General features: G+C 67.6%; 21 protein-coding genes, 2 tRNA genes and 1 pseudogene. 18 read left to right on the top strand and 6 right to left on the bottom strand.

Annotated features, from left to right (window positions below):
* The first annotated feature begins 213 nt into the window (after nucleotides 1-213).
* Both KZC52_RS15585 and KZC52_RS15580 read left to right on the top strand, forming a co-directional pair.
* Entirely contained in the window at nucleotides 214-1,368 is a 1,155-nt protein-coding gene (locus KZC52_RS15585; protein ID WP_247625052.1) for a plasmid recombination protein, read from the top strand.
* Nucleotides 1,369-1,442: 74 nt separating this feature from the next.
* A complete protein-coding gene (locus KZC52_RS15580) occupies nucleotides 1,443-2,096 on the top strand; it encodes a hypothetical protein (protein WP_247625051.1) in 654 nt (217 codons plus the stop codon).
* Nucleotides 2,097-2,455: 359 nt separating this feature from the next.
* Here the strand turns inward: KZC52_RS15580 and KZC52_RS17655 are convergent, their stop codons facing one another.
* A complete protein-coding gene (locus KZC52_RS17655) occupies nucleotides 2,456-3,289 on the bottom strand; it encodes a GIY-YIG nuclease family protein (protein WP_372491587.1) in 834 nt (277 codons plus the stop codon).
* Nucleotides 3,290-3,353: 64 nt separating this feature from the next.
* On the bottom strand, nucleotides 3,354-4,841 hold the full coding sequence (locus KZC52_RS15575) for a recombinase family protein (protein WP_247625050.1): 1,488 nt from the start codon (nucleotides 4,839-4,841) through the stop codon (nucleotides 3,354-3,356).
* Between the two features lie 32 nt (nucleotides 4,842-4,873).
* Here KZC52_RS15575 and KZC52_RS15570 point away from each other — a divergent pair.
* The 10 genes and pseudogenes from KZC52_RS15570 to KZC52_RS15525 form a co-directional block, all read left to right on the top strand.
* A pseudogene (locus KZC52_RS15570) lies at nucleotides 4,874-4,984 on the top strand (DUF4244 domain-containing protein); the annotation flags it as partial.
* Nucleotides 4,984-5,340, top strand: a complete 357-nt coding sequence (locus KZC52_RS15565) for a TadE family type IV pilus minor pilin (RefSeq protein WP_247625049.1) — start codon at nucleotides 4,984-4,986, stop codon at nucleotides 5,338-5,340. The pseudogene KZC52_RS15570 and the gene KZC52_RS15565, both read left to right, overlap by 1 nt.
* Nucleotides 5,340-5,669: a helicase gene (locus tag KZC52_RS15560; RefSeq protein WP_247625048.1), complete on the top strand. Its 330-nt coding sequence runs from the start codon at nucleotides 5,340-5,342 to the stop codon at nucleotides 5,667-5,669. Before KZC52_RS15565 ends, KZC52_RS15560 begins: the two co-directional genes overlap by 1 nt.
* A 79-nt stretch (nucleotides 5,670-5,748) precedes the next feature.
* Nucleotides 5,749-8,595 (top strand): type I DNA topoisomerase, encoded by a 2,847-nt coding sequence (topA, locus tag KZC52_RS15555; protein ID WP_247625047.1) that lies wholly within the window; start codon nucleotides 5,749-5,751, stop codon nucleotides 8,593-8,595.
* Complete coding sequence (gene tmk, locus KZC52_RS15550; RefSeq protein ID WP_247625046.1) at nucleotides 8,592-9,221, top strand: dTMP kinase; 630 nt, start codon at nucleotides 8,592-8,594, stop codon at nucleotides 9,219-9,221. The genes topA and tmk overlap by 4 nt, the downstream gene beginning before the upstream one ends.
* Before the next feature lie 68 nt (nucleotides 9,222-9,289).
* Entirely contained in the window at nucleotides 9,290-10,447 is a 1,158-nt protein-coding gene (locus KZC52_RS15545; protein ID WP_247625045.1) for a DNA polymerase III subunit delta', read from the top strand.
* Nucleotides 10,444-12,003 (top strand): alpha/beta hydrolase, encoded by a 1,560-nt coding sequence (locus KZC52_RS15540; RefSeq protein ID WP_247625044.1) that lies wholly within the window; start codon nucleotides 10,444-10,446, stop codon nucleotides 12,001-12,003. The genes KZC52_RS15545 and KZC52_RS15540 overlap by 4 nt, the downstream gene beginning before the upstream one ends.
* 103 nt (nucleotides 12,004-12,106) lie before the next feature.
* Nucleotides 12,107-12,179 (top strand) — tRNA-Thr (locus tag KZC52_RS15535).
* Between the two features lie 68 nt (nucleotides 12,180-12,247).
* Nucleotides 12,248-12,829: an isochorismatase family protein gene (locus KZC52_RS15530; RefSeq protein ID WP_247625043.1), complete on the top strand. Its 582-nt coding sequence runs from the start codon at nucleotides 12,248-12,250 to the stop codon at nucleotides 12,827-12,829.
* The gene (locus KZC52_RS15525) at nucleotides 12,826-13,359 is read left to right on the top strand and encodes a DUF1697 domain-containing protein (RefSeq protein WP_247625042.1); all 534 of its coding nucleotides are present in this window, start codon (nucleotides 12,826-12,828) and stop codon (nucleotides 13,357-13,359) included. The genes KZC52_RS15530 and KZC52_RS15525 overlap by 4 nt, the downstream gene beginning before the upstream one ends.
* On the opposite strand, the gene KZC52_RS15520 is transcribed toward KZC52_RS15525, so the two are convergent.
* Nucleotides 13,349-13,588 (bottom strand): hypothetical protein, encoded by a 240-nt coding sequence (locus KZC52_RS15520; RefSeq protein ID WP_247625041.1) that lies wholly within the window; start codon nucleotides 13,586-13,588, stop codon nucleotides 13,349-13,351. The two genes, KZC52_RS15525 and KZC52_RS15520, sit on opposite strands and share 11 nt — an antisense overlap.
* 25 nt (nucleotides 13,589-13,613) lie before the next feature.
* On the opposite strand from KZC52_RS15520, the gene KZC52_RS15515 reads away from it, so the two are divergent.
* Complete coding sequence (locus KZC52_RS15515) at nucleotides 13,614-14,135, top strand: CGNR zinc finger domain-containing protein (RefSeq protein WP_247625040.1); 522 nt, start codon at nucleotides 13,614-13,616, stop codon at nucleotides 14,133-14,135.
* A 29-nt stretch (nucleotides 14,136-14,164) separates the two neighbouring features.
* On the opposite strand, the gene KZC52_RS15510 is transcribed toward KZC52_RS15515, so the two are convergent.
* The gene (locus tag KZC52_RS15510) at nucleotides 14,165-14,713 is read right to left on the bottom strand and encodes a type 1 glutamine amidotransferase domain-containing protein (RefSeq protein WP_247625039.1); all 549 of its coding nucleotides are present in this window, start codon (nucleotides 14,711-14,713) and stop codon (nucleotides 14,165-14,167) included.
* Between the two features lie 122 nt (nucleotides 14,714-14,835).
* Between KZC52_RS15510 and KZC52_RS15505 the strand changes: the two genes are divergently transcribed.
* On the top strand, nucleotides 14,836-15,465 hold the full coding sequence (locus KZC52_RS15505) for an HD domain-containing protein (protein ID WP_247625038.1): 630 nt from the start codon (nucleotides 14,836-14,838) through the stop codon (nucleotides 15,463-15,465).
* A gap of 18 nt (nucleotides 15,466-15,483) precedes the next feature.
* On the opposite strand, the gene KZC52_RS15500 is transcribed toward KZC52_RS15505, so the two are convergent.
* Nucleotides 15,484-15,556: transfer RNA gene (locus KZC52_RS15500), tRNA-Lys, on the bottom strand.
* 136 nt (nucleotides 15,557-15,692) lie between these two features.
* A complete protein-coding gene (locus KZC52_RS15495) occupies nucleotides 15,693-16,355 on the bottom strand; it encodes a fasciclin domain-containing protein (RefSeq protein WP_247625037.1) in 663 nt (220 codons plus the stop codon).
* A gap of 292 nt (nucleotides 16,356-16,647) precedes the next feature.
* Here KZC52_RS15495 and sigK point away from each other — a divergent pair, with 292 nt between their 5' ends.
* The 4 genes from sigK to KZC52_RS15475 all read left to right on the top strand — a co-directional run bounded on the left by sigK (nucleotide 16,648) and on the right by KZC52_RS15475 (nucleotide 19,781).
* On the top strand, nucleotides 16,648-17,247 hold the full coding sequence (gene sigK / locus KZC52_RS15490) for an ECF RNA polymerase sigma factor SigK (RefSeq protein ID WP_247625273.1): 600 nt from the start codon (nucleotides 16,648-16,650) through the stop codon (nucleotides 17,245-17,247).
* Nucleotides 17,244-18,044 (top strand): anti-sigma factor, encoded by an 801-nt coding sequence (locus KZC52_RS15485; RefSeq protein ID WP_247625036.1) that lies wholly within the window; start codon nucleotides 17,244-17,246, stop codon nucleotides 18,042-18,044. The genes sigK and KZC52_RS15485 overlap by 4 nt, the downstream gene beginning before the upstream one ends.
* 29 nt (nucleotides 18,045-18,073) lie before the next feature.
* Nucleotides 18,074-18,703 (top strand): DNA-directed RNA polymerase subunit beta, encoded by a 630-nt coding sequence (locus KZC52_RS15480; protein ID WP_247625035.1) that lies wholly within the window; start codon nucleotides 18,074-18,076, stop codon nucleotides 18,701-18,703.
* Nucleotides 18,704-18,896: 193 nt separating this feature from the next.
* A complete protein-coding gene (locus KZC52_RS15475; protein ID WP_247625034.1) occupies nucleotides 18,897-19,781 on the top strand; it encodes an aminodeoxychorismate lyase in 885 nt (294 codons plus the stop codon).
* The last annotated feature ends 86 nt before the right edge of the window (nucleotides 19,782-19,867 follow it).

The raw sequence follows: 19,867 nt of genomic DNA, 5'->3' as shown, positions 1-19,867 counted from the left end.
GCACCAGGAGCTTCTGACGAGCGAAGCGGGCTCAGAAGTGTATGGGGCTACACCTTCTTCTGACGCGAAGGAGAACACCACCCACCGAAGGAAGCACAGGGGTGGTGTTCGGATGAGCGACAGGAGAAGCCCCTCGGGAGAGCCGCCGGAGGCTCCGTGGTCTGTTGCGTCGAGGACGGAACAGGCCACGGAAGAGGTCGAGAGGAGCGACGCATGAGCTACACCATGACCTACGACGTGTCCCACAAGGTGGGACGCGGAGGACACGCGAAGGCCTTCTTCCGACACATCGCGAGAGACGTGGATCAAGCGGCGGGCTTCTCATTTCCTCAGGCCAATCGCAACATCGTGACGGACCGGACGGTACTGAACAGCACCTTCGTGAACGACGGCAAGGGCGGCTACAGGCGTCCTCAGTCGGTCGACGGTCGGCCGCCGAGCGACGAGTTCGATGACTACCTTCAGCAGCGTCTCAGCACGGTCACGCGTGCGCTGCGGAAGGATGCCGTTCTCATCCGAGGCGTGGTGCTCCAGCTCGATCCGAAGTGGTTCGAAGAGCACAACCCCGATTGGCGCGAGGAGGGGTTGAATCGGCGAGCAGCCGAGTACACGCACGCTGCGATCCGTTGGGCTCGTGGCGAGTTCGGAGAAGAGAACATCATTGGCATGTCGATGCACCTCGATGAGGTGAATCCCGGGCTGCAGCTCATGATCACCCCCATCACGCCTGACGGACGGCTTGCCCAGAAGGACTTCTTTAAGGGGCCGGCGGACCTTAAGCGGCAGCACCGGGGAGTCCGCGACGCCGTGGCCGCTGGAGGCTACAACGTTGAGTATCGGGTCACCGAGCGTTCACGCGAGCACCTCAGTAGCAGTGAGTTCCAGGCGAAGGCGGACCGGCTCCGTGACGCAACGAGTGCACTCGAGTTCGAACTGGACGTAAGTCTGCAGAGAAACAAGAGCCTCGCCAACCGCTCCACCGCCCTGGATGAGCGGGAGAAGGATCTTGCGGAACGCGAGATGCTGGTTGCCGAGCGCCAACGAGAAGCTGCTGCCGCGCAAGCAAGAGCGGCGGATGAAGCTGCGGCGGCAAGAACCGCCTCGTTACGCGCTCGCGAGGCGCACTTGGCGGCAGAACGTGCTCGCGAAGAAGCCGCAGCCGAGCGCGACCGCCTGGCGTTGAACAATCAGCGTCTGGATATCCTCCCGCCCTTCTTCGAGCACTGGCTCGACAAGACGACCGTCAAGGGGCAGCCGATCCGAAAGCGGTTCGAAGCGGATCGGATCAAGATGCGTAGCGAGATCAGAGACAAGCTAGGCCCATATTCGACTCAGATCGACAATCCGGGCGACGCACTCGAACTCTAGAGCTCGCTTGGAGGAGGCGCAGCCGAATAGGGCTGCGCCTCCTCAACGTCCCCGGCCGCTTCTACGCTGGTCGCATGACCAAAGACGAATCCCGATCGAGAGCCACTGCACACCTGACGCCTCGTCCCTCAGAAGACGCGATGCGCGCGTTGGAGGATGCGATCGCCCGCCTCAACGGGGACGGTGACTACATCGCCCGGGCGCTGACCGAGTCGCTTCTTGCCGAACGCCCGATAGTCGACGAGCCATCGTTGTCCCCCGACGAGATCAACTTCCTGATCACCTCCGGTGAGTTCACTGCCGAGGAATTCGACGACATCGAGCTACGAGTGCGTCGGGGCTCGTTGCCCGCCATCGCCGCGAACACCCTCGTCGCGGGGCTTCACCGAAGCATGTCGGACGACGCCGTTCGAGGCTTCTTGGATCTCAACGATCAGGAACTCGACGACCTGGTAACCGCGGGGAGACTTTACGCCGTCGATGTCGCGGGTCATCGCCGCTTCCCGTGGTGGCAGTTCAGCCTGTCGTCACCCGGCAAACTTCTGCCGCACCTGACCGAGATCATCGCGCTCCTTGGGGGCCAGCACTGGATCTCGGTATCTGGGCTGATGTCCACGCCTCAATCAACGATGATCGCCGAGGGTCAGCACACGCCAGTTGAATGGTTCCGAATCGGCGGCGGGATCGACGCGCTCGAAAGGACCCTTGAGGCACAGCGGTGGCGCTGATACATCGGATCGCTCGGTACGGTGCCTGCGCTAACGCTGTACGCGTGCTGCGGCGACTTACCCTAGTGGTCTCCCCGTGGTCACCGGGAGACCACCAAGAAACCACATAGTGGACACCTGCGAACTCGAGAAATGAGGGAGTCGCAAAGTGGCCGCGACCTGGTCTTCGCCCGGCCATGAGGTGGCCACATGCCGACCATCTCAATCACCCTATCCGACATCGTGACCATATAGTGGTCACGTCAAGGCCGGTTGGAGACCACCTGTCGGTATAGCTTGAGACGTGTCATGATGGCGCGGTCAACGTGGTTCGTATCGTTGGTCCTCCGAAGCCTGTACCGAGGCTTGCACAGAGTTGGCTACGGCCAGAAATCGTGAGAATCCAGGACGCGTGCGGGGTGCGCAACGGGGAGGGTGGGCGTCGCTGCTATGAGGCGGTCAATAGCCAAACGAACTCGTTCGAATCCGGGAGCTGTCGGTATCCACGTAGCGAAGTCGCGCTCCGCTGACCCGTCGAACGGCGAGTGGACGGCAAGCTGGATGAAGGTGTCGTTCCAACTCATGCTCCCGAAGATGTGCGCGAATCGCGGGCCGGATTCCCACATAGGGATTTGGTTTGACGAACGAACCTCTTCGAGTGTGATGCGGTCTAGATGCAGATAGAGATTCATCTCCCCGCGCTCATCGGCAGCGGAACCGAGAAGTGCGCCGCTAGCGATCAGTCTTGATGTGTATGCCTCGACCTTGTCCGCAGTGGATGCGTTGTACACAGCGGATAGTGCAATCCGCTCTGCTAGAGACATTCGCGACGTAGTTCGCGTACCTCCGTCCCCTCCAGAGGGCGGCCGCGGCTGAGCGGGGATCGTGTACCCCTCGCTGATGCCGAGGAATTCGCGGTTCGAGCTCGCGTACGCGCGCGCTCTGTCGAAGGCAGTGAAGTTGAACCACTCACTGTGGCCGGCGATGTTGGAGGGCATCCTGAAGCGCGAGTCGGATAACGCACGGTGGAGTGTCTCCTCGGTCCACTTGGCTCGAACTTCGCCGCTGACGTCGAATACGAGCGACTTCGCGAAATCTGTCTGAGCACGAGGCTGGATCCCGGCCCAGCGCAACCGGGGGTTCGTCGCTAGGCCAACCTTGAACCGCTCATGCGAGGCGTGTACCAAGAAGTACAGGTGCTGGTTCGGAGCCATGCGGTGCACCATACCGCCGTCGATAACCAGGCGGAAGGCCGCCGAGAGACCGCAGGCATACGCTTCACCTCTTGGTCCACTGCAAGGTGACGCTGTCTGCGGCATCGTCGAGATTCGTGACTCGCTTGCCGTGGCCCACCGGGTGGATTCTGACCACCATGAGCGTCTCGACGAGGAGGCGTCGTCGAGCCAAAGTCGCCCCACCCCACCATGCTCGGACGTCGTCGACAAGCGCCAGCTCAGCCAGCGGGTCATTCAGAACAGCGCGCGCTATCTGGTCGTCGATGGTCTGTAGCTCGCCTGCGATGCTCACCAGGCTCTCGTCTGCATCGGTGTCGGTCATCAGCCCGCGCGCGACAAAGCTCGCGATCGACTGTCGGCGGCGCTTCAACGCTTCGCGCGTCGAGTTCAGCATGGCGATGTCGATCGAGTCTGAACGCGGGGCCACGAGGTCGGCAGCGTCTTTCTCTGCGAGGCGCGCGATGCAGACCTCCGCGACGTACTGGTCGATGATGTCGCCGTTGCGCATGAAGTGACTATTTGGGCACCGATACGCATGGTAGCGACGCGACGGCGCCGCGCCACCGCCACCCTTACGTCCTGTGGGATGGGTTTCGCCGCGGGCCGAACGGACGGAGCGCGAGCATATCGCGCACACAGCGAGCCCGGATAGGAGCCACTTTCGTGCAGTGCCGCTGTGGTTCGGTCGTACGCCGATCAGGCGTCCCCGGCTTGCAACTAGCTGTTCGCGCTCGATAATGGGTTCCCATGCGCCAGGCGTGCATGACTCAAGGTCGATGGCGGTCGCGTCGAACTCGCCCGTCGGCTGAGCTGGCGGGAGGAGCGCAACGTAGAGCGGGTTCAGCAGGACCCGTCGCACTGTCGTTGACTGCCAGCGCACGCCTCGTCGCGTCAACCTGCCAGAGTCGCTGAGATCTCGAGCGATCTGAGCGAGTGGAGCCCCAGCGAGGAACTCGCGGAAGATGTGTCGAACGTCTGCTGCTTCGGCGTCGTTGACTCTGTACCTCGTGCCGGCAGCATCGCGTTCGATGCTCGGCACCCAGCTGTACCCGTGTGGGGGCTTGCCTGGCGTGGGATGCCCTGCGAGCCGCCGCCCCACGGCATAGCGTGCGGCTCTCTCCGTCTTGATTCGGACTTCACGCTCCGCCAGGAGAACGAGCTGCTTGAGCATGAAATCATCGAGCTCAGTATCGATGCCCTCGCGGATCACGACGACGCGGATGTCGCGGCGCGGCGGTCGAATGTCGAGCACGTCGACAAGGCTGCGCGTGATGCGGGACGTTTCGGTAACGATGACGGTGTCGAACTCACCGGCGTCGAACGCCTTCAGCATCGCTGACCACGCGGTCTTCGGTCCTCGTTCCTTGGACGCGGAGGTGTCGTTATCCTGGTGTTCCGAGACGACGCGCCATCCACGGCGCTGCACTTCTGCGCGACAATCGTCGAGCTGCTGAGCGATGCCTTGATCCTCATCGACTGACTGCCTGGCGTAGATTGCAACGCGCGGGACGTAAGGGTCTGAAAGGATCATACGGCCATCCTCCCAGAGTATGTCTTCACTCCTCCACGGTGGCCGCCGTGGCCTTCGCGGGTCTGCTCGTCGTCATCATGCGCTCCGACGAGGTACGCGGCATCCTCACCGACCTGGTGCGCCGGGCGCTGACCGTGGCGTGATGCCGCGATTCCGACTCGCACGGCTCGGCGGTGACCGGGGATCGGTCGCCGCCGAGTTGGCCCTCGCGCTGCCGGCGGTCGTCCTCGTGCTCGCCCTCGGCGTCGGAGCGCTCGGCGCCGCCACGCGTCAGGTGTCTCTGCAGGATGCGGCGGCCGATGCCGCCCGCCTCCTCGGGCGAGGCGAAGACACGGGGCGCGCCGCCGATGCCGTGGCGCGCGCGGCGCCGGGTGCCACCATGTCGTCCGCGAGTTCCGGCGACCTCGTCTGCGTGACGGCGCACGCGGAGGTGGCCGTCGGCAATCTCCTCACCGTGCCGCTGCAGGCATCGAGTTGCGCCCTGGCAGGTGGTCTCTGATGGCCGGATCCGCGCTCGCCACCGGCGTTCTGGTGACAGCGGCCGGCCTCGCCATAGGCCTTGCCGCGGTCGGTGGCGCCGCCGTCACCGCGCAACGGGTCGCCGGCGCGGCGGATGCCGCGGCGCTCGCCGCGGCGGATGCCGTCAGCGGTGCCGTCGTCGTCGCCGACGAGCCCTGCGCCGTCGCCGCGCGGGTGGCCGGGGCTGCGGGTGCGACCCTCACCGGATGCTCGATCGAGGGCTTCGTGGCGACCGTGCAGGTGGAGTCGGCGTACGCTGGAGTCGTTGCCGTCTCCCGAGCCCGTGCCGGGCCACCCGAGGGCGAATGACGGCAGAACGTACCTCCTCACTGCGACGCACCCGGATAGCAGGGGTGTGTATGGTGTGCTTCGAAGAAAGGACGCCCCCTTGGCTGAAGGCAAGAAGCTCGTCATCGTCGAGTCTCCGACGAAGATGCGGTCTATTCAGGGATACCTCGGAGACGGCTACGAGGTGCTCAGCTCGGTCGGCCACATCCGCGACCTCGCCGACAAGCGGGACATCCCGGCCGCCGACAAGGAGGCCTACGGGAAGTACTCGATCGACATCGAGAACGGCTTCGACCCCTACTACGTCGTCTCCGATCGCAAGACGAAGACGGTCGCCGAGCTCAAGCGCGCCCTGAAGACCGCCGACGAGCTCCTGCTCGCCACTGATGAGGACCGCGAGGGTGAGGCGATCGCCTGGCACCTGCTCGAGACCCTCAAGCCCAAGGTCCCCGTCAAGCGCATGGTCTTCCACGAGATCACCAAGGACGCGATCCAGGCAGCCGTCGGCAACACCCGCGAGCTCGACCACGCGCTCGTCGATGCGCAGGAGACCCGCCGCATCCTCGACCGCCTGTACGGCTGGGATGTCTCGCCCGTCCTCTGGTACAAGGTCAAGACCGGCATCTCAGCCGGCCGCGTGCAGTCCGCCGCCACCCGCCTGATCGTCGACCGGGAACGCGAGCGCATGGCGTTCGTCTCGGCCGAGTACTGGGACGTCGACGCCGCTGCGGCCGCGACCGGAACGTCGTTCCGCATCCGCCTCGTGCGCGTCGACGGCGGACAGCTCGCTCGCGGCACCGACTTCGACGACCGCGGTGCCCTGAAGAAGGCCGTCGTCGTCCTCGACGAAGCCAAGGCGCAGGCCCTCGCCCAGGCCGTCGAATCGGCCGGCGCCGGTACGGTGACCAAGGTCGAGGCCAAGCCCGGCACCCGCAGCCCCTACGCCCCGTTCACCACCTCCACGATGCAGCAGGAGGCGGGGCGCAAGCTCTCGATGGGGGCGAAGCAGGCGATGAGCGTCGCCCAGCGCCTCTACGAGAAGGGGTACATCACCTATATGCGTACCGACTCCACGTCGCTGAGCACCCAGGCGGTGCAGGCGGCGCGGAGCCAGGCGGTCGCGCTCTACGGTGACTCCGCGGTGCCGCTCAAGCCCCGCGTGTACAAGTCGAAGAGCAAGAACGCGCAGGAGGCGCACGAGGCGATCCGTCCCTCGGGCGACAACTTCCGCACCCCCGCGTCGCTCTCGTCCGAGCTCGACCGTGACGAGCAGCGCCTCTACGACCTGATCTGGAAGCGCACCGTCGCCAGCCAGATGGCCGACGCGAAGTACGAGACGACGACCGTCACGATCGCGGTGAACGCTGCCGGGCAGGTCGCGGAGTTCACAGCATCCGGAACGGTCTACACCTTCAAGGGATTCCTCGAGGCTTACGAAGAGGGTCGCGACGAGAAGCGCGGCGATGCGGATGCCGCCGAGAACCAGTCGCTCCCGGCCGTCGCCGTGGGCGATGAGCTGTCGGTCGCCGAAGCCGAGGCCAAGGGGCACCGCACGACGCCGAAGCCGCGGTACACCGAGGCATCGCTCGTGAAGGTGCTCGAGGAGAAGGGCATCGGGCGTCCGTCGACGTTCGCGACGATCCCCGAGACGATCCTCGATCGCGGCTACGCGGTCAAGCGCGGCCAGGCGCTCGTGCCGACGTGGCTCGCCTTCAGCGTCGTCCGCCTGCTCGAAGAGCACTTCGCCGAGCTGGTCGACTACGACTTCACGGCCTCGCTCGAGGACGACCTCGACACGATCGCACGCGGCGAGCAGGACCGCGTCGAGTGGCTGAAGGGCTTCTACTTCGGTTCCGACGCGCACGTCGGCCTGCGCAAGGTCGTCGACAACCTCGGCGAGATCGATGCGCGAGCGCTCAACTCGACACCGATCACCGACACCGCGACCCTGCGCTTCGGCAAGTACGGCCCCTACCTCGAGGTCGCCGACCCCGAGAACCCCGAGGCCAAGCCGCGCATCGTCAACGTCCCGGAAGACCTCGCGCCCGACGAGCTCACGGCCGAGAAGGCGCAGGAGCTCATCGACGCTCCGGTCGCCGGCGACCGCGTTCTCGGAGAGAACCCCGAGAACGGCAAGATCGTCGTCGTCAAGGACGGACGCTTCGGCCCCTACGTGCAGGAGAACGACCCGGTGTCCGAGGACGCCGCGGTCGACGAGACGACCGGTGAGGTCGTCGAAGCTCCGAAGAAGCGCGGTGCCAAGAAGGAGACCGCGCCCAAGCCGCGCACCGCATCGCTCTTCAAGTCGATGTCGGTCGACGCGATCGATCTCGACACCGCCCTGCAGCTGCTCACCCTGCCTCGCGTCGTCGGCGTCGACCCCGAATCGGGCGACGAGATCACCGCCCAGAACGGCCGCTTCGGTCCATACCTGAAGAAGGGCGCCGATTCGCGCTCGCTCGAGAGCGAATCGCAGATCTTCGACGTGACCCTCGAGCAGGCGCTCGAGATCTACACGCAGCCCAAGTACGGTGCCCGACGGGCATCCAGCGCGCTCGCCGAGTTCGACGCCGACCCGGTCAGCGGCAAGCCGATCCGCATTCGTGACGGTCGATTCGGCGCCTACGTGACCGACGGGGAGACCAACGTCACGATCCCACGCGGCCAGAAGCCCGAGGACATCACTTTCGAGATCGCCGTGCAGATGCTCGCCGACAAGCGCGCGAAGGGCCCCGCTCCCAAGCGCGGCTCGCGTGCGGCGGCGAAGAAAGCGCCGGCCAAGAAGGCTCCCGCCAAGAAGGCTCCCGCCAAGAAGGCTCCGGCCAAGAAGGCTGCAGCGAAGAAGGCTCCGACGGATGCCGAGAAGGCGGCCGCACGCTCGGCTGCGGCGAAGAAGGCGGCCGCGACGCGCGCCGCGAACGCCGCCGCGAAGAAGGCCGGTTCGTGACGGAAGGCCGCGGTCGCTGGATCACGCTCGAGGGCGGTGACGGCTCGGGCAAGACCACGCAGTCGGACCTGCTCGCCTCCTGGCTGTCGGAGACAGGCCACGAGGTCGTACGCACGCGCGAGCCCGGCGGGTCGGAGGTCGGCCAGCTGATCCGCGACATCGTGCTCCACCACCGCGGCGACATCGCGCCGCGTGCCGAGGCCCTGCTGTACGCGGCGGACCGGGCGCATCACGTCGCGACCGTCGTGCGCCCCGCGCTCGAGCGGGGCGACATCGTGCTGCAGGATCGATACCTCGACTCGTCCGTCGCCTACCAGGGCGCGGGCCGCGTGCTCGATGCGACCGAGATCCGCGAGCTGTCGCTCTGGGCCGCCGAGGGGGCGCTGCCCGACCTCACGGTGCTGCTCGACCTCGACCCGCAGACCGCCCGCACCCGGCTCGACTCGGCAGACAAGCCCTTCGATCGGCTCGAAGCGGAGAAGGCCGAATTCCACGGTCGAGTGCGCCATGCGTACCTTGCGCTCGCCGCCGCAGAACCGGAACGCTTCCTCGTGATCGACGCCTCCTCGCCGGTCGACGTGATCGCCGGCGAGATCCGTGCGCGGGTCGCGTCGTTCCTGGCCTGAGCCCCCTCCTCCGCACAGCGCCACGACCGCATGCGGTCGGTGTCGGTGGTGCCGATTAGGCTGAGTGCATGCCTGAGACCATCGCCGCCCCTTTCCCGTGGGCCGATGTGTGGGGGCAGGATGCCGCGGTCGAGACTCTGCGCGACGCGGCATCCGATCCGTCGGCGCTGTCGCACGCCTGGTTGATCACCGGTCCGCCGGGGTCCGGGCGTTCGACCCTCGCTTACGCCTTCGCTGCGGCGCTGGTCGCCGACCGGCCCGATGACGAGGCGACCATGCGGCAGGTTCTCGCGGGCACGCACCCCGATGTGACGGCGCTGCGCACCGACAAAGTCATCATCACGATCGCCGAGGCGCGCGCCCTGGTCGAGCGTTCGTACTTCGCTCCCTCGGCCGGTCGTTACCGCGTCATCGTCGTCGAAGATGCCGATCGCATGGTCGAGCGCACCTCGAACGTCCTGCTGAAGGCGCTCGAGGAGCCGCCGGAGAAGACCGTCTGGATCCTCTGCGCCCCCAGCGAGGCCGATCTGCTCCCGACCATCCGTTCGCGCGTGCGCTCGCTGCGGCTCCGCGAACCGGACGTCGCGGACGTCGCGCGGTTGATCAGTCTGCGCACGGGTGTCGACGAGGTCGTGGCCGAGCAGGCCGCCCGCCACTCCCAGCGGCACATCGGTATGGCGCAGCGACTCGCCACCGATGAGGCCGCCCGTCGCCGGCGCGACGACACTCTCCGCTCGGTGATCGGCGTGCGCGGTGTGGGCGATGCCGTCGAGGTCGCCGGACGCATCATCCAGGCCGCCACCGAGGATGCGAAGGCCCTGACCGCCGAGCGCGACGCGGCCGAGCGGGCGAACCTGCTGCGCATGGTGGGCGTCGCCGAAGGGCAGGCCGTCCCCCCGGCACTGCGCTCCCAGCTCTCGGCCCTGGAAGACGACCAGAAGAAGCGCGCCACCCGCAGCCTGCGCGACGGCATCGACCGCGTGCTCACCGACATGCAGTCGCTCTTCCGCGACGTCGTGATGCTGCAGTTCGGCCGCACCGACGAACTGATCAACCGTGAGCTCCGGGCCGAGCTGAGCGCGCTCGCCGAAGCCTGGCCCGAGACCCGTACGCTGGTCGTACTCGACCACCTGGCCGACACCCGGCAGGCGCTGGAGCGAAACGTCGCACCGCTGCTCGCCCTTGAGAGCTTGCTCGTGACCATCACGAGCGGGAGGACACCGTGAACATCCGCAAGACTTCCCGCCTCCGCCGTGCCGCCGCACTCGTCGCCGGCCTCGCCGTCGCCGCCGTGGCGCTCTCCGGCTGCCTCTACTCGATGATCCCCGAGGAGACGGCGACGCGCCCGTCGGCGACCGGTGCGCCCGACACCGACGGGGTATCCGAAGAACTCCTTCCGTTCTACTCGCAGGAGCTGACCTGGGAGTCCTGCGGCAGCGCCGGCTTCGACTGCACGACGGTCACCGCACCCCTCGATTGGGAGAACCCCGCAGAGGGCGAGATCGAGCTCTCCATCATCCGGCACCAGGCCGAGCAGACGCCGATGGGCTCCCTGCTCACCAACCCCGGCGGTCCCGGCGCCAGTGGCGTCGCCCTCATCCGCGACAGCCTCGACTACGCGGTCGGCGCCGACCTCATCGAGAACTACGACGTGATCGGCTTCGACCCGCGCGGCGTGGGCGAGTCGACGGCGGTGCGCTGCTTCGACGCGGCCGAGATGGACGCCTACCTCTACGACGTCCCGACCTCGCCCCGCGGCAGCGCCGAGTGGGAGGCCGAGCTCACCGAGCGCAACACCGCGTTCGCCGAGGCGTGCGACGCGAACAGCGACGGCATCCTGCCGTACATCACCACCATCAACGCGGCACGCGACATGGACCTGATCCGTGCCGTGCTCGGCGATTCGCAGCTGAACTACCTCGGTTACTCCTACGGCACCTTCCTCGGCGCGACCTACGCGAACCTCTACCCCGAGAAGGCCGGGCGCCTCGTGCTCGACGGCGCGATCGACCCGTCGGTTCCCGGGCTCGAGGTCGGTGCGACGCAGGCTCTCGGATTCGAATCCGCGCTCCGCGCGTACATGCAGGACTGCCTCGATTCCGGGAGCTGCCCGTTCAACGGCTCGGTGGACGACGCCATGGCGGATCTCGGGGCGCTGCTCGCGAGCGTCGATCGCACGCCGCTCGAGAACGGCGACGGACGGATGCTCGGTGCGGATTCCCTGATGACGGGAATCATCGCGGCACTCTACTCGCAGGACAGCTGGACGTTCCTCACGCAGGCGCTCGACCAGGCGCTGCAGGGCGACCCGTCGACGGCGTTCGTGCTGGCGGACTTCTACAACAGTCGCGAGGACGGTTCGTACACCGACAACGCGACCGAGGCATTCCGCGCCTACAACTGCATGGACTACCCGGTCGAAGACGACCCCGCCGCCGAAGCTGCGACCACGAAGAAGATCGAAGAGGGTGCGCCGACCATCGCGCCGTACTGGACCGGCCCCGACTCGTGCGAGGTGTGGCCCTACCCGCCCACGGGAACCCGTGGGGAGATCACGGCCGAGGGTGCCGGACCCATCCTCGTCATCGGCACGACCAACGACCCGGCCACGCCCTACGAGTGGTCGGAAGCGCTCGCGGATCAGCTCGACGAGGGCGTGCTCATCACCCGCGTGGGCGAGGGGCACACCGGCTACAACAAGGGCAACGGATGCGTCGACAACGCCGTGGAGGCGTTCTTCCTCGACGACGTCGTGCCCGAAGACGGCCTCCGCTGCGAGTGACGTCCGCGACTCACGCGCGTGACACGCGCGTGCGTCGTGCTCGATTCGCGAGCGAGCGCGAGACAGGGTAATATCGGTGATCGCGCCGGTTCGTCCGTCGCACGCCGCTTTAGCTCAGTCGGCAGAGCATTTCACTCGTAATGAAAAGGTCGTCAGTTCGATTCTGACAAGCGGCTCCGACAGCCCCCGTGATGCGAAGAACATCACGGGGGCTTTCCTTTTCCCGGCGGCGTAGTCTCGAATCATGAGCAGAGCGCTTCTCATCGTCGATGTCCAGAACGATTTCACCGAGGGCGGTGCCCTGGCGGTCGCGGGCGGTGATGCGGTCGCCGCCGCGGTCTCGGCATACCTCGCCGCCCACGCCGGCGACTACGACGTGATCGTCGCCTCGCGCGACTGGCACGACGCCGAGGGTGACAATGGCGGGCACTTCGCCGAGAGCCCCGATTACGTCGACTCCTGGCCGGTGCACTGCGTAGCGGGCACGCCGGGCGCCGAGTACGACCCGCTGCTCGAGACGGATGCCGTCACCCACCACGTGCGAAAGGGGCAGGGGCTGCCCGCCTACTCGATGTTCGAGGGTGTCACGGATTCCGGCGAGACGGTCGGAGCCGTGCTGACGGCGGCCGGGGTGATCAGCGCCGATGTGGTGGGGATCGCGACGGATCACTGCGTTCGGGCATCCGCTCTGGATGCCGTCGCCCACGGGGTGCGCGTGCGGGTGCTCACCGATCTGGTCGCGGGCGTCGGTGCCGAGTCGAGCGAGGCTGCGCTGATCGAGCTCGCCCACGCGGGCGCCGAGCTCGTCGTGAGCGCCGAGGCGTGAGCCGCAGCGTCCTGCTGCTGCGGGCCGTGAACGTCAGCGGTCGCAATCGCGTGCCGATGGCCGAGCTGCGTTCGGCGCTGAACGACGCCGGGGTGCTCGACGACGTCTCGACGTACATCGCGAGCGGCAACATCGTGTGTCGGCATCCGTCCGATCCGGTCGCGGCCTGCGCGCGCGTGCGATCGCTCATCCATGACGAGTTCGGAGTCGACACTCCGGTGATCCTGCGCACGCACGACGCGCTCGCGCGAGCCCTCGCGACGCAGCCGTTCGTCGATCCGGTCGAGAAGCTGTTGCATGCGATGTTCCTGGAGGGCGCTCCGCAGAAGGGTGCGGTCGCGGCGCTGCGTGAGCGTCTGGTGCCGGGGGAGGAGATCGCCCTCGTCGGGCACGATCTGTGGGTCTCCTACGCCGAGTCCGGAGTGCATGCGTCGAAGCTCACGAAAGCCATTCTCGATCGCGCGCTGGGGGTCGCCGGTACGGCGCGGAACTTGCGCACGGTGAGAAAGCTCGCAGAGCTCACGGCCTGACGTTCGGCGACTCTCCGACGCTGCGGCTCATCGCGATCGGCGGCAGAGAGGTCGACGGCGCAGCGCTCGACGGGCGCAGATCGATGCGACGTGCGGTGCACGCCCCGCACCGCACGTAGACGACGATGCCCTCGCTCGTCGAATGGCGGGACTCGGTGAGCCAGAAGTGCTCGTGCGCCATCGGGGCGGTGGTCGGTCGGAGAATCGGGAGGGTGTCCGTGGAGGTCATGAGACCAGCGTGATGTAATGGCCTTATGCATCTCAACCCTTACGGAGAGTACGCGGTCCTCCTGGCGACCTCGCTCGCCAACGACTGGCCCGCCGACCGTGCCGGGATCGAGGAGCGCACGATCGAGATGGGCATGACGATGACGTTCCCGCCCGCCGCCGACGACCACGCCCGCGTGCGCGACGTCATCGACGACTGGCTCCGGATCGTCGACGAAGCCGCCCCCGACGCGCGTGCAGAACTTCTCAATGCCCAGCTCGCGGAGGCGGCTGCGTACCCGCGGCTCACGAATCACGACGGAGAGGGCTGGCACCTGCACTACCGCGACGACGTGCCCTCGCTTCCGTATGTGCTGCGGGCGATCATCAACCTGGGCACCTCGCTCCACCTGGTCACTCGTGGCATGAGCAGGCTCGGCCGCTGCGCGGCATCCCCCTGCACGAACGTCGTCGCCGACGTCACCCGGAACGGCCGCCAACGATTCTGTTCGGTGCGATGCGCGAACCGGGCCGCGGTACGACGGCATCGTGCCCGGGGAGGTGCCTGATCCTGCCCCGGGCGCGATGGTGATGCGGGTCAGGCGGTCTGGCCCTCGTGGCGACCCTCGCCGATCTCCTCGACGACCTTCGCGTTGAACGCCGGCAGGTCGTCCGGGGTGCGGCTCGAGACGAGGCCCGCGTCGACGACGACCTCCTCGTCGACCCAGGTCGCTCCGGCGTTGCGCAGGTCGGTCTTGAGACTCGGGTAGCTGGTCAGCGTGCGCCCGTCGACGACGTCGGCCTCGATGAGGATCCAGGCTCCGTGGCAGATGACTCCGACGGGCTTGTGCTGTGCGAAGAACTCCTTCGCGAGGGCGACGGATGCCTCGTCGAGCCGCAGGTGGTCGGCGTTCACCACGCCGCCCGGCAGAACGAGCGCCTCGAACTCATCGGCGCTGGTGTCGCCGGAGATGAGGTCGACGGCCTGCTCGTGTCCGTTCTTGCCGGTGATGCTGCCCGCCGCCGGGGCGATCAACGTGGCGCTCGCACCCGCGGCCGTCACCGCCTCCCACGGGCTGGTCAGCTCGCTGTCCTCGAAGCCGTCGGTCGCCAGGAATGCCACGCGGTTTCCGGTGAGAGTCGCCATGGTCGTCGTCCTTTCAGGAGGGGGAAGTGGATGCTCCGACTCTGCCGCGAGGGGCGGATGCCGTGAAGGGGGTGGCCAGTGCGCGGCAGGGGTGATAGCGGCCGCGCCGCTAGGCTCGCACCATGTCGACCCCCGCGCCCGTCTCCGCCGTCGCCGACCGTCTGCTCGTGCCGCCCACGGCGGCGTCGGAGCGTGCGCTGGAGGTCGCGCGGCAGTGGTGCACGCCCGCCGTGCTGAACCACTCCCTCCGCTCGTGGGTCTGGGCGAAAGCCCTCGCCGACTCGCGGGGCCTCGAAATCGACGAGGAACTGCTCTTCGTGGCATCCGTCCTGCACGACGTCGGGATCGTGCCCGCCTTCGACAGCCACACGGTGGCCTTCGAAGATGCGGGGGCGGCAGTCGCGGAGGTCTTCGCTGCCGGAGCCGGGTGGTCGCAGCACCGCCGCGAGCGGCTCGGCCAGGTGATCCAGCGGCACATGTGGGTGAGCGTCGACGTCGACGAGGATCCCGAGGGCTACCTGCTGGAGGCGGCGACCAGCCTCGATGTCGCGCACGCTGCGGCAGATCTGTGGGATGCGCAGCTCATCGCCGAGATCGTGCGGCGGGTGCCGCGGTTGACGTTCGCCGAGGAGTTCTCGGCCGCGATCGCCGACCAGGCGGCGCGCAAACCCGCGACGGCCGCAGCGAGGCTCAACGCCTCGAAGCGAATCGCCACGGGTGAGGATGCGTGGAAGGTCTCTCCCGACCGATGAACGGTGAGGGGAATGCGGTGGGCCCCGTGGGGCTCGAACCCACGACCCGCGGATTAAAAGTCCGATGCTCTGCCAACTGAGCTAGAGGCCCGTGCTCCCAGTCTAGGGCGCAGAAAGAGGGCCGTTGACGACACAGCTATCGTCAACGGCCCTCTTCAGCCCCGCGTCATCCCTCCCCGGATGACGGAGGTCGTCGTGCCGAGGTCCCCATCGGCACTCTCCCGCTCTTACTCAGCCGGGGGCATCAGCACCGTGTCGATGAGGTACACGGTGGCGTTCGCGGTCTGGACACCGCCGCAGATGACGTTGGCGCCGTTGACCTGCAGCTCGTCGCCGCTACCGGTGACCTCGAGGTCGGCTCCGTTGACGGTCGGGTGCGTGCCCACGATGTCGTCCGGCGCGATCTGGCCGGGGACGACGTGGTACGTCAGGATCGAGCTCAGCGTGGCGCTGTCGGTCTTGAGGGCGTCGATGGTGGCCGGGTCGATCTTCGCGAAGGCGTCGTCGACCGGTGCGAAGACCGTGAACTCGTCACCGTTGAGCGTGTCGACGAGGTCGACGTCGGGGTTGAGCTGTCCGCTGACCGCTGCGGTGAGCGTGGTGAGGATCGGGTTGTTGGATGCCGCGACCGCAACCGGGTCCTTCGACATGCCCTCGACCGAACCCGCGCCGTCCGGAACCTGCTCGGCGTAGGCCGCGCAACCGGGGCCCACGAGGTTGGCCGCGGGGTCCATCTCCATGGGCTCGGACGACTGCGAGCTCTCCGGCGCCATGGGCTCCTCGGATTCGGTGGTGCTTTCGCCGCTGCCCATGGAACATGCCGAGAGCAGGAACGCGCTCGCCACCGTGAGCGTCAGTGCTGCGGTGACCTTCTTCTTGGTGCTGAACATTTCGAGCTCCTTCAGATGAACTACCGCCACGGCCTCTCCGTGGCGTTGACAGGTGTTCGGAACCCCTCGCCGATCGGATGGGAAGAATTCGAGATTTCTTCGAGATCCGTCTCGAACGGCCCCACCGATCCGATCGGCGCACCAGCACGAACGACATCCGACGGAAAAGGAGCACGCGCGCGAGCGTGACGCGATCGTGATGCGGGGCGCGGGCCGCGGAATCTTCGAGAATTCCGCGAGGAATCAGCGGATATCGGGCGTCGGATGCAGAGCAGGAGGGGTGGAATACGGCATGCTTATGGAGATGGTCATCGATGGGATGGATGTTCCCGAGGACGGCGCGGCGCGGGATGCCGTCGCCGACCTCCTCCTCGCCATCGCCGCCGGCGACCAGCGGGCCTTCGCGGAGCTCTACGACCTCCTCTCCTCCCGCGTGTTCGGTCTCATCCTCCGAGTCCTCGTGAACCGCTCGCAGAGCGAGGAAGTGCTCCAGGAGGTCTTTCTCGAGATCTGGCAATCCGCTTCGCGCTTCGCTCCGAACAAGGGGCAAGGACGAACATGGATCATGACGATGGCGCACCGCCGGGCGGTGGACCGCGTCCGATCCTCGCAGTCCAGTTCGGATCGAGATGTCCGGGCGGGACTGCGGGACATCGGGGTGGCCCACGACAGCGTGGCGGAGCAGGTCGAGTTGAGCATGGAAGGTGAGCGCGTCGTCGGCGCACTCTCCGGCCTACCCGAAGCTCAGCGTGAAGCGATCGTCCTCGCCTACTACGGCGGTTACAGTCAGAACGAGATCGCGGCGCTCCTGGGGGCGCCACTGGGAACGATCAAGACACGGATGCGGGATGGACTCACCCGGCTCCGGTCGGCGATGGGGGTGATGGCATGAACGAGAAGGACTTCGCAGAGCTCGCGGCTGGCGCCGCCCTGCACGCGCTCTCTCCTGAGGACGAGGCGCGCTTCCGTCGTACCCTCGACGAGCACCCCGAGTGGGAGCGCATCGTCGAGGCGGATGCCGCCACCGCCGCTACACTCTCGGCCCCGTTCACCGGTGAAGTGCCCCGGCCCGACATCCGCGCCGCGCTGCTCTCGCAGATCGCGCAGACGCCGCAGGTGCAGGGCGTGCAGATGCCGCAGGACGGCCGCACGGACGATGAGCAGGCCGCGCCTGCCGCAGCGTCCTCCGGATCGGCCGACACCTCGACGGTCGACAGCATCCGCCCGCCCCGCCGATGGTCACGCGCGATCTTCGCGCTCGCGGCGTGCCTCGCACTCCTGGTCGGCGTCGGCATCGGCTCCGTCGCGCTGAACGATTACCTCAACCGTCCGGCGAGCGTCGTGGCCCTCGAGCAGATCACGGGAGCGTCGGATGCCGCGCAGGCGAGTGTTACGCTCGACGACGGCACCACGGCCACGGCCCACTGGTCGGCATCGCTCGGCTCCGCCGTGCTCGTGACCGACGGTCTCGCTGCTCCGGCCGACGGCAAGACGTACGAGATGTGGTTCGTGCGCGGCGAGACCCCGGTTCCGGCCGGTGTGTTCGACGCCGATGGCACGACCGCCACTGCCGTGCTCTCCGGCTCGATGCACGAGGGCGACGTCATCGCCGTCACGGTCGAGGAAGAGGGCGGCTCGCCGAGCGGCCTGCCCACGACCGACCCGATCATCGCGATCCCCACGGCCTGAGCGTCACCGATCGCGCGTACCCTGGTGGGATGCCCGAGCAGCACCACCGCCCCGTGCGACGCCCCTCCGCCTCCTTCGACAACCTCGTCGGGGCGCACGATCCCGCCGAGGAGACGCGCATCGCGCACGCCACGGCATCCGCCCTGCTGGCGCGGGTGCGCGCCGACGAGAGCGGTGTGAGCGCCGATCGCCTGGTGGCGTTCACGGCCGAGCATGGGATCGACGAGATCGCGGAACTGTGGTCCAAGGCGCCCTCGCGCACGCTTCCCGGTGCGCTCTGGCGGCTGTACCTGCTGCAGTTGGCGATCCACACCGATCCGCAGACCTCGGCGCTGCTGTACGAGCGCGGACGGGTCGAGCTTCCCTCGGTCGACGCCGCCATCGCCGGTGCCCCGGTCCCGGCGAGCCCGGAGGAGATCGTCGCGCTGGTCGACACGATCCTGCGCGGAGCGTTCCGCGGCGACTTCGCGGTGGCGCTCGAGCGCGCGGCCGCGTTCTGCCGCGTACAGGCGTCCGGAGCGACGCATACGGCCGACGACTACGAGGCGACCGAGCCGGGGCGGGCCAGTGAACTGACGACCCGGGCGCTGCGACTGAGCAGCTATGCGCAGGACCTCTCCGCGGCGAGTGTGCTGTGGCGGTCGGGCGCGCTGGCCTGAGCGAACGAGTGCGGCCCGGAGGGAGAAGTCCGGGCAAGAAGTCCGGGCAAGAAAAAAGACCGGGCCGCAAGAACGCCTCTCGGCGGAAGGCCGCTCGCAGCGGCGAAAAATGGAGCCCGGGGTTATGCGGCCCGGCCTGTACCAGTGTAACGCGAGACGAGCGAAGGTATTCCCGGCGCTCTAGGCTCGGATCATGAACCGGCGCTTCGCACTCATGATCGATCCCGTCACCGCCGACGAGCAGCGTGCCGACTACGGTGACACGTTCACCCACGTCGACGCGGCGGCTCCCGCCCTCAGCGTGGGCGAGTTGAGCACGCAGCGCGGCGACGGCGTGTTCGAGTCGATCGGAGTGGTCGACGGACACGCCCAGGAGGTCCTGCCGCACCTCGAGCGTCTCGCGCACTCCGCACGCCTCTGCGACCTGCCCGCGCCGAACCTGGCGCAGTGGCGGCAGGCGATCGATCAGGCCGCCGACGAGTGCGGCGAGGGTGAGGCCGTCATCAAGCTCATCCTCAGCAGGGGAGTGGAGCACGGACCGACGCCGACGGCATGGGTGACCGCGGCCCCGGCGGCGGACTTCCGTGCCGTGCGCGCGAACGGTGTGCGTGTGGTGACCCTCGACCGCGGCTACGACCTCGGCGCCGCCGAACGGGCGCCGTGGCTGCTGCTGGGGGCGAAGACCCTCTCGTACGCCGTGAACATGGCCGCACTGCGGGAGGCGCTCCGCCGTGACGCGGATGACGCGATCTTCCTCTCCAGCGACGGTTTCGTGCTCGAGGCGCCGACCGCGTCGCTGATCCTCCGGTTCGGAGACCGTTTCGTCACGCCGGCGCCGAACGGCGGCATCCTGCACGGCACCACGCAGCTGAGCGTCTACGAGCACCTCGCCGCCCGCGGTTTCGAGGTCGGGTATGACCGGATCCCGGCATCCGATCTTCCCCGGGCGGATGCCGCGTGGCTCGTGTCGAGCGTGCGCCTCGCGGCGGCGATCACCGCCGTCGACGGCGCCGCTCTCCCGGTCGACCAGCCTCTGACCGACGAGCTGAACACGTACCTGCTCTCGCCCCGCGACTGAGGCGGGCACCAGGTCCCCGAAGTCGTGCGGGGTCGGGGCGGGGAGGGCACGCGACAGGGCTCGGCGACCGAAGTCCCCGAGCCCTG

The sequence above is a fragment of the Microbacterium galbinum genome (assembly GCF_023091225.1).
In the GTDB taxonomy this organism is placed as follows: domain Bacteria; phylum Actinomycetota; class Actinomycetes; order Actinomycetales; family Microbacteriaceae; genus Microbacterium; species Microbacterium galbinum.
This window is presented reverse-complemented; position numbering and strand designations above follow the sequence as displayed.